The organism is Pseudomonas sp. HP_12, from assembly GCF_055283955.1.
In genome coordinates this window covers 94,445-109,831 of the sequence record NZ_JBTOQG010000012.1, presented here as the reverse complement: position 1 = coordinate 109,831, position 15,387 = coordinate 94,445, and the positions used below count along the sequence as shown (strand labels likewise).

The following is a 15,387-nucleotide window of genomic DNA, read 5'->3' as shown; positions in this document are numbered from 1 at the left end:
AGACTGGAATCTGTCTCGGATCAGGACTCGACCATGCTCAAGAATCGCTTGCAAGACCCCGGCCTGCTGGCTGAACGCGCCTACGTCAACGGCGAGTGGATCGCTGCTGACAGTGGCGCCACCCTGGACGTCCGCGATCCCGCCAGCGGCGAACTGCTGGCGCAGGTCCCGGCCATGGACGCGGTCGACACCCGGCGCGCCATCGAAGCCGCCGAACGTGCCTGGCCTGCCTGGCGCGCGCGCCCGGCGGCAGAACGCGCGGGGCTGCTGGAGCGCTGGTTTCAGGCGATGATCGACAATCTCGATGACCTCGCGCTGATCATGACCTGCGAGCAGGGCAAGCCGCTGAACGAGGCCAAGGGCGAAATCCGCTACGGCGCCGGCTTCGTCAAGTGGTTCGCCGAAGAAGCGCGCCGGGTCTACGGCGAAACCATGCCGGCGCCCACTGGCGACCGTCGCCTGCTGACCCTCAAGCAACCGGTGGGCGTCTGCGCCGCGATCACCCCGTGGAATTTCCCCAACGCGATGATCACCCGCAAATGCGCGCCGGCCCTGGCCGCCGGCTGCCCGATCATCGTCAAACCGTCGGACCTCACGCCGCTGTCGGCCCTCGCCCTGGCGGTGCTGGCCGAGCGCGTCGGCATCCCGGCCGGCGTGTTCAACGTCATCACCGGAATGCCCGCCGGCATCGGTGAAGAACTCACCGGCAACCCGGCGGTGCGCAAGATTTCCTTCACCGGCTCCACCGCCGTCGGCCGCCTGCTGATGCGCCAGAGCGCCGAACACATCAAGCGCCTGAGCCTGGAACTGGGTGGCAACGCGCCGTTTGTGGTGTTCGATGACGCCGACCTGGAACAGGCCGTGGCCGGGGTGATGATCAGCAAGTTCCGCAACGCCGGGCAAACCTGCGTGTGTGCCAACCGCATTCTGGTGCAGGCTGGGATCTACGACCGCTTCGCCGCGCGGCTGGTGGAGGAGGTGGCTAAGCTCAAGGTCGGCAACGGCCTGGAAGACGGCGTGACCATCGGCCCGCTGATCAACCCGGCGGCGGTCGCCAAGGTGGCGCGGCACATCGACGATGCCCTGAGCCAGGGCGCCACACTCCTCTGCGGCGGGATTCCATCCGGCGACAGCCCGTTCGTGCAACCCACCGTTCTGGCTGACGCCCACGCCGGCATGTTGCTGGCCAACGAGGAAACCTTCGGCCCGGTGGCGCCGTTGATGCGCTTTACTGATGAGGCCGAGGCATTGGCGTTGGCCAACGCCACGCCGTTCGGTTTGGGCGCCTACTATTTCACCCAGGACCTGAAGCGCTCGTGGCGCTTCGGCGAGGCGCTGGAGTTCGGCATGGTCGGCCTCAACACCGGGATCATCTCGATGGAAGTCGCGCCCTTCGGCGGCATCAAACAATCGGGCCTCGGTCGCGAGGGCAGCAAGTACGGCCTGGACGAGTACCTTGAAGTCCAAGCCTTCCACATCGGCGGCTTGAACTGATTCATTGCAAGGGGCGCACCATGAGCAAGGCATTCAGAATCGCCGCGATTGCGGGCGACGGCATCGGCAAGGAAGTCCTGCCGGAAGGGCTGCGGGTACTGGAACAGGCGGCGAAAAAATGGCAACTGAACCTGAGCATTGATGTACTCGACTGGGCCCACTGCGACTACTACCTCCAGCACGGGCAGATGATGCCCGACGACTGGTTCGAACAGCTCAAGGGCTATGACGCGATCTACTTCGGCGCCGTGGGCTGGCCCGACAAGGTGCCGGACCACATTTCCCTGTGGGGTTCGCTGCTCAAGTTTCGCCGGGAGTTCGACCAATACGTGAACATCCGCCCGGTGCGCCTGTTCCCCGGCGTGCCCTGTCCGCTGGCCGGACGCAAACCGGGCGACATCGACTTCGTGGTGATCCGGGAAAACACCGAGGGCGAATATTCGTCGGTGGGCGGCAAGATGTTCGAAGGCACCGAACACGAATTCGTCCTGCAGGAATCGGTGTTCACCCGCCGAGGTGTCGACCGCATCCTCAAGTTCGCCTTCGAACTCGCCCAGACCCGCCCGCGCAAACGCCTCACGGCCGCGACCAAATCCAACGGCATCTCCATCAGCATGCCGTACTGGGACGAACGCACGGCGTTGATGGCGGCGAATTACCCTGAGGTCAGCTGGGACAAACAGCACATCGACATTCTGTGCGCGCGGTTCGTGTTGCAACCAGACCGGTTTGACGTGGTCGTGGCGTCGAACCTGTTCGGCGACATCCTGTCGGACCTCGGCCCGGCATGCGCCGGCACCATCGGCATAGCCCCGTCTGCCAACCTCGACCCGGAACGGCGGTTTCCGTCATTGTTCGAACCGGTGCATGGCTCGGCTCCTGATATCTATGGGCAGAACATCGCCAACCCCATCGCGATGATCTGGTCCGGCGCGCTGATGCTCGACTTCCTCGGCAACGGCGACGAACGCTACCGCGCGGCCCACGACGGGATCTTGCAGGCGATTGAACAAGTGATTGCCGAAGGCCCGATCACCCCGGACCTGGGAGGGAAGGGCTCCACGCAAGACGTGGGGGCGGCGATTGCCGGGAGGTTGGTTTAGGGGGTGGCGGTGTTTCAGTGGGACTGGCTTTTGACGTATGTGGGACCGGCTTTAGCCGGGAAGGCGTAAGGGTACGCATTCCAATAGTAGGACCGGCTTCAGCCGGGAAGAGGCCGGTGTGTGCAATATCATTTTTCCGGTATGGCCGCCGACGCCTTCCCGGCTAAAGCCGGTCCCACAGGGACGCAGAGCGTCCGGGGCTGCATTACCACGCAGAGCGTGGGAACGATCTGCACGTCTCTGGCTCAACGGTGACAGGTTTTTGATCTCAGTGGGACCGGCTTTAGCCGGGAAGGCGTCAGCTGCCACACCGCGAAATTAATATCGATTGAGCGGGCCTCTTCCCGGCTAAAGCCGGTCCCACTAAAAAAGCATGCGCGGTGTCAGTGGGACCGGTGGCGATCCCCGTAGGACCGGCTTCAGCCGGGAAGCCTTTGACCTGCTTTTGATCTTCATGCGCAAATAGCCCAGACGACACCAATCGCGAGTTTGGCGCGGGCCCACGGAGCGAGACCGGAGTGAAGGAACCCTGACGAAGGAAGGGCCAAACCGAGAGCAAGCATCCTTGGTTACTTGGGGATGGTGCGACTTTCGACTTTTCCAAGTAACTCGCCGAAGGCGAAACAGTCTGCCCCCAGGCAGACGCCTTTGATCTGGCGTTACCACGCGGAGCGTGTGAACGATCTGCGAAGCTCAATACCCCCGATTTCGATCTATCTGACCGACCATCCTCTCCCCCCGCTCAAACCGCCGAATATTCTCCAGCAACACCCCAAACGCACTCGCCGGCTGCGTCATCGCCGCCACATGAGGCGTCAACACCACCTGCGGGTGCCCCCAAAACGGATGATCAGCCGCCGCCGGCTCCACCTGCAACACATCCAGAATAGCGCCGCCCAACTGACCACTTTCCAGCGCCTCCAGCAAATCCCCCTCCACCAGATGCCCGCCGCGGCCCATATTGATCAGCCCCGCACCCCGCGGCAGCAACGCAAACAGATTCCGGTCCAGAATCCCCTCCGTCTGCTCCGTCAACGGCAACACACACAGCAAAATATCGCACTGCCCCAAAAACGCCGACAACTGCGCCTGACCCGCAAAACAGTCCACCCCCTCAATCTCATGAACACTGCGCGCCCAGCCCGACAAGGCAAAGCCGAACGGCGCCAGCGTCGCCAGAATCTGCTGCGCCTGGGTGCCCAACCCCATCACCCCCACGCGCCGATTTTCTGCCGGCTGCAACAGATGCGCCTGCCAACGCCGCGCCGCCTGCTGCTCGCGGTACCGCAGCATGTCCCGGTGCAGACTCAACACCGCCCACGTCGCGTATTCACACATCCCCCGCGTAATGCCCGGATCCAGCAGCCGCACTACGGGCAGGTCCGCCGGCAACCGCGACAGATCCAGCTGATCGACCCCGGCCGACAGCGCAAACAGCACCTTCAGATTGGGCAGCAACTGCGTCAGATCATCCGGCGCCTGCCAGGCGGCCAGGTACTCGACTTCTTCGGGATTGCCGATGTCCGGCCAGGCGCGCCATTCGATGTCCGGTGCGTGTTCGGCGAACAGCGTCTGCCAGTGTGGCGCGCGCGCGGGGTCGGCTTTGTAGAGCAAGGCCATGGGCGTTTCCTGCTGAAAGGACGTTGGAGGGAAGTGTAGGGAGCCAGCCCACATCATCCCCCAAGCCCGGCGCAGGATCTGTTGAAAGGCGGGGCCAAAACAGTTGATCCGAATTTCTCACGGGCCAAGTTCGGCTAAGTGCGTTGCCCGCACGCCGTAACCTGAACAGCATCGCAACCGCCTCCAGGTTGCCGGACTCACGATGGGAAATGCCATGAACAGCAAAGTCGACGAAACCCCTCTTTTGCTCCGTCAGCGCGAGCAATTTGTGCCCCGTGGCCTGGTGACCGCGCACCCGCTGGTGATCGACCGCGCCCAGGGCACCGAAATGTGGGACGTGGATGGCAAGCGCTACCTGGATTTCGTCGGCGGCATCGGCGTGCTCAACATCGGCCACAACCACCCGAAAGTGGTCGCGGCCGTGCAGGCTCAACTGCAAAAAGTCTCCCACGCCTGCTTCCAGGTGGCGGCCTACACGCCTTACCTCGACCTGGCCCAGCGCCTGTGCGCAATGATCGGCGGGCAGGAAGCCTACAAGGCCGCGTTCTTCACCTCCGGCGCCGAAGCGGTGGAAAACGCGGTGAAGATCGCCCGTGCCCATACCAACCGTTCAGCGGTCATTGCCTTTCGCGGCGGCTTCCATGGACGCACCTTGCTCGGCACCACGCTCACCGGCATGAGCCAACCCTACAAGCAGAACTTCGGGCCGTTTGCGCCGGAGGTGTTTCATACGCCGTACCCGAACGCGTATCGCGGCGTTAGCAGTGTGGACGCAATCACCGCGCTGAACGAATTGCTCGCCACCCAAGTGGCACCGGACCGCGTGGCTGCGATTCTGATCGAACCGGTGCAGGGCGATGGCGGTTTCCTCACCGCGCCGCCCGAGTTTCTCCAGGCCCTGCGCGCCTTGGCCGACAAGCACGGCATCGTGCTGATCCTCGACGAAATCCAGACCGGTTTCGGCCGCACCGGCACCTGGTTCGGCTACCAGCACGCCGGCATCCAGCCTGATCTGGTCACCGTCGCCAAGAGCCTCGCCGGTGGCCTGCCGTTATCGGGCGTGGTCGGCAAGGCGCACATCATGGACGCGCCACTGCCCGGCGGCCTCGGTGGCACATACGGCGGCAACGCCCTGGCGTGCGCGGCGGCACTGGCGGTGATCGATGCATTTGAGGAAGAACAACTGCTCGCGCGCAGCCAGCTTTTGGGCGAGCGCCTGCGCCGTGGCCTGATCGGTTTGCAGGCGCGTTACCCGCGCATCGGCGACGTGCGCGGCACCGGTTTCATGCTGGCGATCGAGCTGATCAAGGATGACGCCGCGCGCACACCGGACGCCGACCTCAATTCACGGGTGATCGACGAAGCCCGTGCCGGTGGTTTGCTGGTCATCAAATGCGGCGTTTACCGCAACGTGTTGCGCTTCCTCGCGCCGCTGGTGACGACAGAAGCCCAGGTCGACGAAGCCGTGCAGATCCTCGACGCCGCCTTGGCACGGGTCTTGAACTCGAATTGAAGCAGCGCCTTGCCCGTAACGGGCCAGATGCATCCGGGAGGTTCGATCCACATGGGGCTGACAGATTTGGGGCTGACAGGATTTGGACTGACAGAGTACCGAGCGTTACTGATCGATTGCGATGAAGTGCTGGTGGATCGCGATTCGGGTGTCTGGGCCGCGCTGCAACCGCTGCTCGACAGCCGCGGCGGGCAGCCGGCCAGGGATGACGTGCTGGCCGAATTCAGCGCGGTGGTTGCGAGCCTGTATCCGCGCTTCGCCGAGCTGGGTTTCAGTGGCGTGTTGTGCTTCGCCCATCGCCAACTGGCGGAAAAATGGGGCCTGCACGCCAGTTGGGAGGAGGGCATGAGCTTTGCCCGTTCAGCGGGCAACTGGTCGCTGTTCGAAGACGCGCCGGGGGCGATGCTCTACCTGCGCAAGTTCTATCGACTGCTGGTGCGCGGTGATCGCGATGCCGAGGATCGCGGCGTGCTGTGCGAGCGACTGGGAATTGCACCGGAAGATTTCATTTCCCTGGCCGAAGGTCCGCAATGGCTCACGGATCAGGGCGATCAGGTGCAACCGGTCCTGCATGTAACGCGACCGTCGGTCGAGCCCTTCGCCGCGCTGGACCGCTGCCTGATCGGCCGCCACCGGGCGCGTCAGCCTTCGCCCTGCGCGGCGGAATATTGCATCAACAGCATGGCCGACCTGGTGGCGCAGCATCAGCTGTCTTTACGGCGCTGATTTTGCTAGAAGATTGTCTTACAACGGCAGTCAAGAGGTACGTGATGGAAGGGCTCGTAAAACTGGATCGGATCGACATCAGCATCCTGGTCGAACTGCAAAAGGACGGCCGCATGACCAATGTCAGCCTCGCCGATGCCGTCGGCCTCTCTGCCAGCCCCTGCCTGCAGCGGGTCAAACGGCTGGAGTCGGCCGGTTATATCTCCAGCTACAAAGCGCATCTGAACCTGGCCAAGATCACCGATTCGGTCACCGTTTTCACCGAAATCACCCTCAGCGACCACAAGCGCGAAGACTTCGCCAAGTTCGAATCCAACATCCGTCTAGTGGACGAAGTGCTGGAATGCCACCTGATCAGCGGCGGCTACGACTACCTGGTGCGCTTCATGACCCGCAGCATCCAGCACTATCAGGAGGTGGTGGAAAGCCTGCTCGACAAAAACATCGGGATCTCGAAGTACTTCAGCTACATCGTCATCAAGTCGCCGGTGCTCAAGGATGGGGTGCCATTGCGCAAATTGTTGCGTCACTGAACAGACCTTCGATGGCTTTGTAGGCAATTTCCCAACGCCAACGTTTAGCTTTCACGCAGTTCCTTCAGAACCGCCCGGCAGAGATTTCCTTCGCGGCGCTTCATCCTTTCGCTCCTTGTCCAGCGGCGTGCGGCGCTGGGCAAAAATCTCAATAAGAAGAGTGCGGAGTGGGTGATGAAGGGCAGGAATACGCTGTTATGGGTAGGGCTGGCTGCGTTTAACTCCGAGGCGTTGGCCGAGGCGCAGACAACCCGCGAGGAGCAGTTCCAGCTGGGGGCGGTTGGGGTGAGTCTGGGTGTCGGGCTGTTGAATGGGCAGGCGCGAGAAAAGGTGTACGACGTTGAAAGCGGGCAGAAGATCAGCCAGTTGAACTGGAGCATGAAGCAGGTGCCGACGCTGCATCTGGGCGTGAAGTACCAGCCGATAAACTGGCTGTCCCTTGATCTGAACGGCTGGACGCGGGTGGCGAAGGGCGATGGGCATCTGAAGGATTACGACTGGCTGGAGGAAGATCGCGGCGACTGGAGCCACTATTCCGATCATCCGGACACTCAGGTCAGCAAAGCCTGGCAGGCCGATTTCGCCGCCACCGCGTGGGCGCTCAAGCGTGATGATGTGGCCCTGGGTGTGATGCTTGGTTATCAGCGTAATCAGTTCGGCTGGCAGGCGAGGGGCGGGCGCTACACCTATTCATCGGGCGAGGGGTTCCGCGACGAGTCCGGAGAATTCCCGGCAGGTGAGAAAGGCATTTCCTATCAGCAGACCTACGACACGCCTTATGTGGGGCTGGTCGGTCTCTACCATTTCCGCAACTGGACGCTGGAAGGCAGGTTCAAATACAGCCAGTGGGTTCGGGCGCGGGATCACGATCGGCATCATGTCACCGGCGTGACCTACGACGGTGACTACGGAAACGACGGCCGCATGCAAAGTCTGGCGGTTGCGCTCAGTTACCGTGTGAGTCCGCAGCTTTCGGTGAGGGCGGGTGTGGATCATCAGGTGTACGCCGAGGCGAAAGGCAGCACGCTGATCAAGGACACCCACAGCGGCGATCGCTTCCGTATCGCAGGTGACGCGGGCAGTCAGTCCGCCAGGACGACGATGTCCACGCTGGCGCTCACTTACGCTTTCTGAGCCAAGCCGACAACCGTGCTGTGCCGAGCGGCCCGGCACGGTTGACGCCTGAATGGGAGCTCCACGGCCCAGCGATGCTACACACGGTGAATTAACTCAATCACTCCCAGTGATAACACGCCAATCAGCGCTCGCTGCTTAACAAAAGATAACGTCATGTCGATTGTCATACGTTTCCAAAGCTGACTAGGATGGGGTCGCTTCGGTACGGCCACGTCGCGTGCAGGCTAGAGCGTCTGCGCGGTGGAAACGGCCTTCTGAAGCACCCAATAAAAATAAAGAAAGGGGTAGCTTCATGCGTGAGCCCGTCATTCGGCGCACTCGGTTTGCGGTCATTCGGGGCCATTTCAGCGCCCGGATGCTTTTCAAGAGCCTGCCTCTCCACGCTGCTCTGTCCCTGCTTCTCTCCTCGAACTTCTGCGGCGCAGCCCTGGCCGCTGATGGCACGCCCGTTAATGGCACGCCCGCTGACGCACCTGCCAACGCTGGCGATTCCGCCGTCTACGCCCTCGAATCCGCGAAAGCCTCCCGTAGCCTGCTGCTGGACGTAACCCATGCCGGCAAGCGCATGGTGGCGGTGGGGGATCGTGGTCACATTCTCTATTCCGACGATCAGGGCAAAACCTGGACCCAGGCCAAAGTGCCGACGCGCCAGATGCTTACCGCAGTTTATTTCGTCGATGAGCAACACGGCTGGGCCGTGGGCCACGATGCACAGATCCTGGCCAGCAGCGATGCCGGCGCCACCTGGACCAAGCAGTTCGAAGACCTCAAGCGCGAAGCGCCGTTGCTGGATGTCTGGTTCAAGGACCTGACCACCGGGATTGCCGTGGGTGCCTATGGCGCGGTGCTGGAAACCACCGATGGCGGCCAGCACTGGGAAGACATCGGCGACCGGCTGGACAACGAAGACCAGTTCCACCTCAACGGCATTGCGTACGTGAAGGACGCCGGTCTGTTCGTGGTCGGGGAACAGGGCAGCATGTTCCGCTCCCCGGACGACGGCCAGACCTGGGAAAAGCTCGAAGGCCCCTATCAGGGCTCGTTGTTCGGCGCGGTAGGCACGGCGGAATCCAACACGCTGCTGGTTTACGGCCTGCGCGGCAATCTGTTTCGTTCGACCGATTTTGGCACCACCTGGGAGCCCGTCCCGCTACAGGGTGAGCGCGGCCCGCTGGAGTTCAGCATCGCCAACGCCTCACTGATGCCGGACAACTCTATCGTGCTGGTCGGCAACGGCGGCAGCGTCATGCGCAGCACGGACGATGGCGAAAGCTTCACGGTTGCCAATCGCCCCGACCGGCTTTCGTTGTCCGGCGTAGCCGAGGACGACAAAGGCAATCTGGTTCTGGTGGGACAGGGCGGCGTTCGCGTCACCTCGCCGACGGGCGCTGACAGCGCTCAACAATAAGAACAAGCAGGCGAGGACACGTTTCCATGAGCAACCTTCAACAACACCACGACAAGCCGACGCGCCTGGAGCAGTTGATTTTCAACAACCGCAAGACGGTGATCGGCATCTGCCTGCTGGTCAGCATCTTTCTGTTCTGGCAAGCGACCCTGGTGCGCCCGTCCACCAGCTTCGAAAAAATGATTCCGCTGGGGCATCCGTTTGTTCAGAACATGATGGAGCATCGCAACGACCTGGCGAACCTGGGCAACACCGTGCGCATTTCGGTGGAGGCCAAGCAGGGCGACATCTTTTCCAAGGATTACATGGAGACCCTGCGGCAGATCAACGACGAGGTGTTCTACATTTCCGGCGTCGACCGCTCCGGGCTCAAGTCGTTGTGGAGCCCCAGCGTGCGCTGGACCGAAGTGACGGAGGAGGGCTTTGCCGGCGGCGAGGTGATTCCGCAGAGCTACGACGGCTCGCAACAGAGCCTCGACAAGCTGCGTAATAACGTCCTCAAGTCCGGGCAGGTTGGGCGTCTGGTCTCCAACAACTTCAAGTCGAGCATCGTCGATGTGCCGTTGCAGGAGTTCTACCCGGACCCCAACGACCAGAGCAAGCTGCTGCCGCTGGATTACCGTCAGTTCTCCCACCAGCTTGAAGAGAAGATTCGCGACAAGTACGAAGCGCAGAACCCCAATGTCGAGATTCACATCGTCGGTTTTGCCAAGAAGGTCGGCGACCTCATCGACGGCCTGATCATGGTGGTGATGTTCTTTGGCATCGCCTTCCTGATCACCCTGGTCCTGCTGATGTGGTTCACCCGCTGCGCCCGCAGCACCATCGCGGTCTTGAGCACCACGTTGATCGCCGTGATCTGGCAGCTGGGCCTGATGCATGTGGTGGGTTTCGGGCTTGATCCCTACTCGATGCTGGTGCCGTTTCTGATCTTCGCCATTGGTATTTCCCACGGCGTGCAGAAGATCAACGGCATCGCCCTGCAATCCAGTGATGCCGACAGTGCGCTCACCGCAGCACGACGCACCTTCCGCCAGTTGTTCCTGCCGGGGATGATCGCGATTCTTGCCGACGCTGTGGGTTTTATCACGTTGCTGATCATCGACATCGGCGTGATCCGCGAGCTGGCCATCGGCGCCTCCATTGGCGTGGCGGTGATCGTGTTCACCAACCTGATCCTCCTGCCGGTGGCGATTTCCTACGTTGGCATCAGCAAAAAAGCCGTGGTGCGCAGCAAAGAGGATGCCGTGCGTGAGCATCCGTTCTGGCGTCTGCTGTCGAACTTCGCCGCGCCGAAAGTCGCCCGCGTGTCGGTGGCATTGGCACTGGTCGCGCTGGTGGGCGGCCTTTGGTACGGCCATAACCTGAAGATTGGCGACCTCGATCAAGGCGCGCCGGAACTGCGGCCGGACTCGCGCTACAACCAGGACAACAGCTTCATCATCAACAATTACTCGACCAGCTCCGACGTGCTGGTGGTGATGGTCAAGACGCCGCCTGAAGGCTGTTCGGCGTACCAGACGCTGTCGGCGATGAATGAGCTGTCGTGGAAGATGGAGAACACGCCAGGGGTGCAGTCGGCGATTTCCTTGGTGACCGTCTCCAAGCAGGTCATCAAGGGGATGAACGAGGGCAACCTGAAATGGGAGTCGCTGTCGCGCAACAAGGACGTGCTCAACAGCTCGATTTCCCGCGCTGACGGTTTGTACAACAACACCTGCTCCCTGGCGCCGTTGCTGATTTTCCTCAACGACCACAAGGCCGAAACCCTGGATCGCGCCGTGCATGCGGTGCAGGAGTTCGCGCAGCAGAACAACAAGGACGGCCTGGAGTTTCTGCTGGCGGCGGGTAACGCCGGGATCGAGGCGGCCACCAACGAAGTCATCAAGCAGGCCGAGCTGACCATTCTGATTCTGGTGTACGTGTGCGTGGCGGTGATGTGCATGATCACCTTCCGTTCATGGGCGGCGACGCTGTGCATCGTCCTGCCGCTGGTGCTGACGTCGGTGCTGGGTAACGCGCTGATGGCGTTCATGGGCATCGGCGTGAAAGTCGCAACGCTGCCGGTGGTGGCGCTCGGGGTGGGGATCGGGGTCGATTACGGGATTTACATCTATAGCCGACTGGAGAGTTTCCTGCGGGCGGGATTGCCATTGCAGGAAGCCTATTACCAGACGCTGAAATCCACCGGCAAAGCGGTGTTGTTCACTGGCCTGTGTCTGGCGATTGGCGTGTGCACCTGGATATTCTCGGCCATCAAGTTCCAGGCCGACATGGGCCTGATGCTGACCTTCATGCTGCTGTGGAACATGTTCGGCGCCCTGTGGCTGTTGCCGGCGCTGGCGCGGTTCCTGATCAAACCGGAGAAGATGGCGGGCAAGGTCGGGAATTCGCTGTTTTCACATTGAGTGGCGACATTTAGGTCGTCGGAGCGCGTTTGCTGGCGAACGCGTTATGTAGGACCGGCTTCAGCCGGGAAGAGGCCGGATTGACCGCCATCAATTTAGCGGTGTGACCACCGACGCTTTCCCGGCTAAAGCCAGTCCTACCAGAAACACGCTGTCCCACATCCGGATTCATTCAGTTATAAACAAAAAAACCACGCCCGGTCTTGCGTCCCAGATACCCTGCCGCGACCATTTCCTTGAGCAGCGGCGCGGGGCGGTATTTGCTGTCGTTGAAGCCTTCGTTGAACGCTTCGACGATCGCCAGCAGGGTGTCCAAACCGATCAGGTCAGCCAGCGCCAGCGGGCCGATGGGCTGGTTGCAGCCCAGACGCATGCCGTCGTCGATGTCCTGAGCAGTGGCCAGGCCTTCCTGCAACACCAGAATCGCCTCGTTGATCATCGGCACCAGAATCCGGTTGACCACAAACCCCGGGCGGTTGCCGGCGGTGATCGCGGTCTTGTTCAACCGCTCGGCCAGCTTGATCGCCGCGATGTGGGTGGTGTCCGCCGTCTGCAGACCGCGAATGACCTCGATCAGGTTCATCATCGGAACCGGGTTGAAGAAGTGCAGGCCGATGAACCGCTCGGGGTGCTCGACGCTGGCCGCCAGTTGCGTAATGGACAGCGACGAGGTGTTCGACGCGATCACACACTCGCGGTCGACATGGCTGGCGATCTGCTTGAGCAGGCGCAGCTTCAGTTCCAGGTTCTCGGTGGCCGCTTCGATCACCAGTTGCGCGCCATTCAACTGGCCATAGTCCGTGGTGACGCTGATGCGCCCCAGCGCCGCTTCGGCAACATCGGCCGCGACCGTCTGCTTGCTCACCTGCCGCTCGAGGTTCTTGCGCACGGTCGCCATGCCGCGCTCCAGTGCCGTGTCGGAAATGTCCAGCAGGGTCACGTCGAAACCGGCCACCGCGCAGACCTGCGCGATGCCGTTGCCCATGGTGCCGGCGCCGATCACGGCGATGTGTTGCATGCTCATCGACAAGCCTCCTTACACGCGTTCGAAAATGACGGCGATGCCCTGACCGCCGCCGATGCACATGGTCACCAGCGCATAGCGGCCCTGAATCCGGTGCAGCTCGTGGATCGCTTTGGTGGCGATGATCGCCCCCGTCGCGCCCACCGGGTGGCCGAGGGAGATGCCCGAGCCGTTCGGGTTAACCTTCGCAGGATCAAAGCCTAGCTCACGGGCAACAGCGCAGGCCTGGGCGGCGAAGGCTTCGTTGGATTCGATGACGTCCAGATCCGCCACGGTCAGGCCGGCGCGCTCCAGTACTTTGCGGCTGGCCGGAATCGGCCCCAACCCCATCATCGCCGGATCAACCCCGGCATGGGCATACGCCACCAGACGCGCCATCGGCTTGAGGCCGTGCGCGCGGACCATGTCGCCATTGGCCATGACCAGCGCCGCCGCGCCGTCGTTGAGGCCGGACGCGTTGCCGGCGGTGACGGTGCCGTCCTTCTTGAACGCGGTCTTCATCTTCTCCAGTTGCTCGGCCGTCACGTCGCCACGCACATGTTCGTCCTGGGCAAAGGTCACGGTGCCTTTGCGCGTGGCGATCTCGATCGGCACGATCTGGCCCTCGAAACGGCCCTCGGCGATGGCGTGGGCGGCGCGCTGCTGACTGGTCAGCGCCAGGGCGTCCTGATCGGCGCGGGTGATGCCGTAATGTTCGGCGATGTTCTCGGCGGTGATGCCCATGTGAATATTGGCGAACGGATCGTGCAATGCGCCGAGCATGTAGTCGTACGCCTGCACATTACCCATGCGCGCACCCCAGCGGGCCTGAGGCATGATGTACGCGCCACGGCTCATGGATTCGGCGCCACCGGCCAGCACGGCCTGGGCGTCGCCGAGCATCAGCGACTGCGCCGCCGAAACGATGGCCTGTAACCCCGAACCGCACAGGCGGTTGACGTTCATGGCGGGGGTTTCTTTGGTCAGGCCGGCTTCGAGGGCGATGACCCGGGAAAGATAGGCATCGCGTACTTCGGTGGGGATCACGTGGCCCATGACCACATGGCCAATGTGTTCCGGTGCAATCCCGGATTTGGCCAGTGCGGCGCGGCTGACCTGAGTGCCCAGTTCGATGGGCGAGACGTCCTTGAGGGAACCGCCGAATCCACCGATGGCGGTACGCAGTGCGCTGACGACGAAAACTTCGGGTGTGCTCATGGGGACTCCTGACACGTATTGGAATTATGGGGGCGGCACGGCGAAATGGCGTTTCGGCCGGTGCTGACTGCGGGCAAGTCTAGATCGGCGTTCGGGGCGGGCCTATGCCGAAACTGTCCAGATGGGCTGGCGTTCTTTACCATCAGCGCCTGATCCGTGGTGCACCATTCAAGAAGGGAAAGGCGGTCATGCGGGAAAAGGATTCAGTGTCGATCTACTTCGTCCAGTTGATCGTCCACGCGCTGCGCGACCAGCCACTGCGTTTGCAGTCGGTTCTTGAGGCGGCGGAGATCGACATGGCGCTGCTCGACGACCCCACGGCGCGGGTCTCGGCCAGCGCATTTGCGGCGTTGTGGCTGATTCAGATCAAGGAGCTGGGCGACGAGTTTTTCGGCCTCGACTCCCACGGCATGCCCCTGGGCAGCTTCGCCCTGATTTGCCGGGGGCTGATTCAGGAACCCACTCTGGAAAAGGCCCTGCGCCAGTGCCTGAGCAATTTCGGCCTGTTCCTGCGCGACTTTCGCGGCAGCCTCATCGTTCGCGGCTCGCGCGCCGTGCTCGCGGTGGACACCACGACAGACGACCCGGTCCGGCAGCGCTTCGGTGAAGAGACGTTTCTGCTGTTGATGATCAGCCTGCTGTGCTGGCTAGGCGGGCGCCGCATCAGCATCGACCGCGCGCAGTTTCGCCAGCGCCGTCAGCGCCTCAGCGACGACTCACTGCTGTGGGGTTTCAACCTGAGTTTTGGCGAGCAACGCACCGAAATCGAGTTCTCCAGCCACTACCTGCGTCTGCCGGTGGTGCAGTCGTTGCCGTCGCTGAAATCATTTTTACGCACCGCGCCGCAGTGGCTGGTCATTCGCTACCGCAACCAGCGCGGGCTGGCGGCGCAGGTTTATCAGCGCCTGCGCAACAGCCATTACGGCCACTGGCCGACGCTGCTGGAAATGGCCGATGAACTGAAACTCAGTGCCACCACCTTCCGCCGTCGGCTGGAGCGCGAGGGCTGCGCGTTTCAAGGGATCAAGGACGACGTCCGCCGCGGCATCGCCCAGCAGAAGCTGCGCGACACCGAGCTGAGCGTGGTGGAGATCGCGTCCTTGGTGGGGTTTCAGGAGCCCAGCGCGTTTCACCGGGCGTTCAAGAAATGGACGGGGGAAAGTCCGGGCGGCTACCGCAGGAAGCAAGCCGCCAGCAACTCAATGACGGCCGACTGATGAGCCG

Annotated in this window: 12 protein-coding genes; 9 read left to right on the top strand and 3 right to left on the bottom strand. The window is 62.3% G+C overall.

All coding sequences use genetic code 11. From position 1 onward, the window contains the following. Window positions 1-33: 33 nt before the first annotated feature. Together ACYASU_RS10460 and ACYASU_RS10455 are read left to right on the top strand one after the other, a co-directional pair. Window positions 34-1,494 carry an NAD-dependent succinate-semialdehyde dehydrogenase gene (locus ACYASU_RS10460; RefSeq protein ID WP_463582749.1) on the top strand — a complete coding sequence of 487 codons (1,461 nt, stop codon included), beginning with the start codon at window positions 34-36 and terminating at the stop codon, window positions 1,492-1,494. Window positions 1,495-1,514: 20 nt separating this feature from the next. Then, a complete protein-coding gene (locus ACYASU_RS10455) occupies window positions 1,515-2,597 on the top strand; it encodes a tartrate dehydrogenase (RefSeq protein WP_463582748.1) in 1,083 nt (360 codons plus the stop codon). A gap of 693 nt (window positions 2,598-3,290) precedes the next feature. Here the strand turns inward: ACYASU_RS10455 and ACYASU_RS10450 are convergent. Continuing rightward, window positions 3,291-4,217, bottom strand: coding sequence for a 2-hydroxyacid dehydrogenase (locus ACYASU_RS10450; protein ID WP_463582747.1), 927 nt, complete (start codon window positions 4,215-4,217; stop codon window positions 3,291-3,293). A gap of 214 nt (window positions 4,218-4,431) precedes the next feature. On the opposite strand from ACYASU_RS10450, the gene gabT reads away from it, so the two are divergent. From gabT to ACYASU_RS10420, 6 genes are all read left to right on the top strand, one after another. Further along, window positions 4,432-5,730: a 4-aminobutyrate--2-oxoglutarate transaminase gene (gene gabT / locus ACYASU_RS10445; RefSeq protein WP_463582746.1), complete on the top strand. Its 1,299-nt coding sequence runs from the start codon at window positions 4,432-4,434 to the stop codon at window positions 5,728-5,730. A gap of 51 nt (window positions 5,731-5,781) precedes the next feature. Further along, window positions 5,782-6,456, top strand: coding sequence for a 2-haloalkanoic acid dehalogenase (locus ACYASU_RS10440; protein ID WP_346626630.1), 675 nt, complete (start codon window positions 5,782-5,784; stop codon window positions 6,454-6,456). Window positions 6,457-6,500: 44 nt separating this feature from the next. After that, a complete protein-coding gene (locus ACYASU_RS10435; protein ID WP_003174918.1) occupies window positions 6,501-6,989 on the top strand; it encodes an Lrp/AsnC family transcriptional regulator in 489 nt (162 codons plus the stop codon). Between the two features lie 174 nt (window positions 6,990-7,163). Then, on the top strand, window positions 7,164-8,123 hold the full coding sequence (locus ACYASU_RS10430) for an omptin family outer membrane protease (protein ID WP_463582745.1): 960 nt from the start codon (window positions 7,164-7,166) through the stop codon (window positions 8,121-8,123). A 295-nt stretch (window positions 8,124-8,418) separates the two neighbouring features. Then, window positions 8,419-9,534, top strand: a complete 1,116-nt coding sequence (locus ACYASU_RS10425) for a WD40/YVTN/BNR-like repeat-containing protein (RefSeq protein WP_463582744.1) — start codon at window positions 8,419-8,421, stop codon at window positions 9,532-9,534. Window positions 9,535-9,560: 26 nt separating this feature from the next. Continuing rightward, on the top strand, window positions 9,561-11,942 hold the full coding sequence (locus ACYASU_RS10420; RefSeq protein WP_463582743.1) for an efflux RND transporter permease subunit: 2,382 nt from the start codon (window positions 9,561-9,563) through the stop codon (window positions 11,940-11,942). A 172-nt stretch (window positions 11,943-12,114) separates the two neighbouring features. On the opposite strand, the gene ACYASU_RS10415 is transcribed toward ACYASU_RS10420, so the two are convergent. After that, window positions 12,115-12,966 carry a 3-hydroxybutyryl-CoA dehydrogenase gene (locus ACYASU_RS10415; RefSeq protein ID WP_463582742.1) on the bottom strand — a complete coding sequence of 284 codons (852 nt, stop codon included), beginning with the start codon at window positions 12,964-12,966 and terminating at the stop codon, window positions 12,115-12,117. Window positions 12,967-12,978: 12 nt separating this feature from the next. Continuing rightward, window positions 12,979-14,163, bottom strand: coding sequence for an acetyl-CoA C-acyltransferase family protein (locus ACYASU_RS10410; protein ID WP_346628723.1), 1,185 nt, complete (start codon window positions 14,161-14,163; stop codon window positions 12,979-12,981). Between the two features lie 188 nt (window positions 14,164-14,351). On the opposite strand from ACYASU_RS10410, the gene ACYASU_RS10405 reads away from it, so the two are divergent. Continuing rightward, window positions 14,352-15,380 carry an AraC family transcriptional regulator gene (locus tag ACYASU_RS10405; RefSeq protein WP_463582741.1) on the top strand — a complete coding sequence of 343 codons (1,029 nt, stop codon included), beginning with the start codon at window positions 14,352-14,354 and terminating at the stop codon, window positions 15,378-15,380. Window positions 15,381-15,387: the final 7 nt, after the last annotated feature.

Bases quoted from the DNA above. Each gene is read 5' to 3' on its own strand.
- ACYASU_RS10450 (WP_463582747.1), bottom strand. From the start codon at position 4,217: ATGGCCTTGCTCTACAAAGCCGACCCCGCGCGCGCGCCACACTGGCAG.
- ACYASU_RS10405 (WP_463582741.1), top strand. From the start codon at position 14,352: ATGCGGGAAAAGGATTCAGTGTCGATCTACTTCGTCCAGTTGATCGTC.
- ACYASU_RS10430 (WP_463582745.1), top strand. From the start codon at position 7,164: ATGAAGGGCAGGAATACGCTGTTATGGGTAGGGCTGGCTGCGTTTAAC.
- gabT (WP_463582746.1), top strand. From the start codon at position 4,432: ATGAACAGCAAAGTCGACGAAACCCCTCTTTTGCTCCGTCAGCGCGAG.
- ACYASU_RS10415 (WP_463582742.1), bottom strand. From the start codon at position 12,966: ATGAGCATGCAACACATCGCCGTGATCGGCGCCGGCACCATGGGCAAC.
- ACYASU_RS10410 (WP_346628723.1), bottom strand. From the start codon at position 14,163: ATGAGCACACCCGAAGTTTTCGTCGTCAGCGCACTGCGTACCGCCATC.
- ACYASU_RS10425 (WP_463582744.1), top strand. From the start codon at position 8,419: ATGCGTGAGCCCGTCATTCGGCGCACTCGGTTTGCGGTCATTCGGGGC.
- ACYASU_RS10435 (WP_003174918.1), top strand. From the start codon at position 6,501: ATGGAAGGGCTCGTAAAACTGGATCGGATCGACATCAGCATCCTGGTC.
- ACYASU_RS10420 (WP_463582743.1), top strand. From the start codon at position 9,561: ATGAGCAACCTTCAACAACACCACGACAAGCCGACGCGCCTGGAGCAG.
- ACYASU_RS10460 (WP_463582749.1), top strand. From the start codon at position 34: ATGCTCAAGAATCGCTTGCAAGACCCCGGCCTGCTGGCTGAACGCGCC.
- ACYASU_RS10455 (WP_463582748.1), top strand. From the start codon at position 1,515: ATGAGCAAGGCATTCAGAATCGCCGCGATTGCGGGCGACGGCATCGGC.
- ACYASU_RS10440 (WP_346626630.1), top strand. From the start codon at position 5,782: ATGGGGCTGACAGATTTGGGGCTGACAGGATTTGGACTGACAGAGTAC.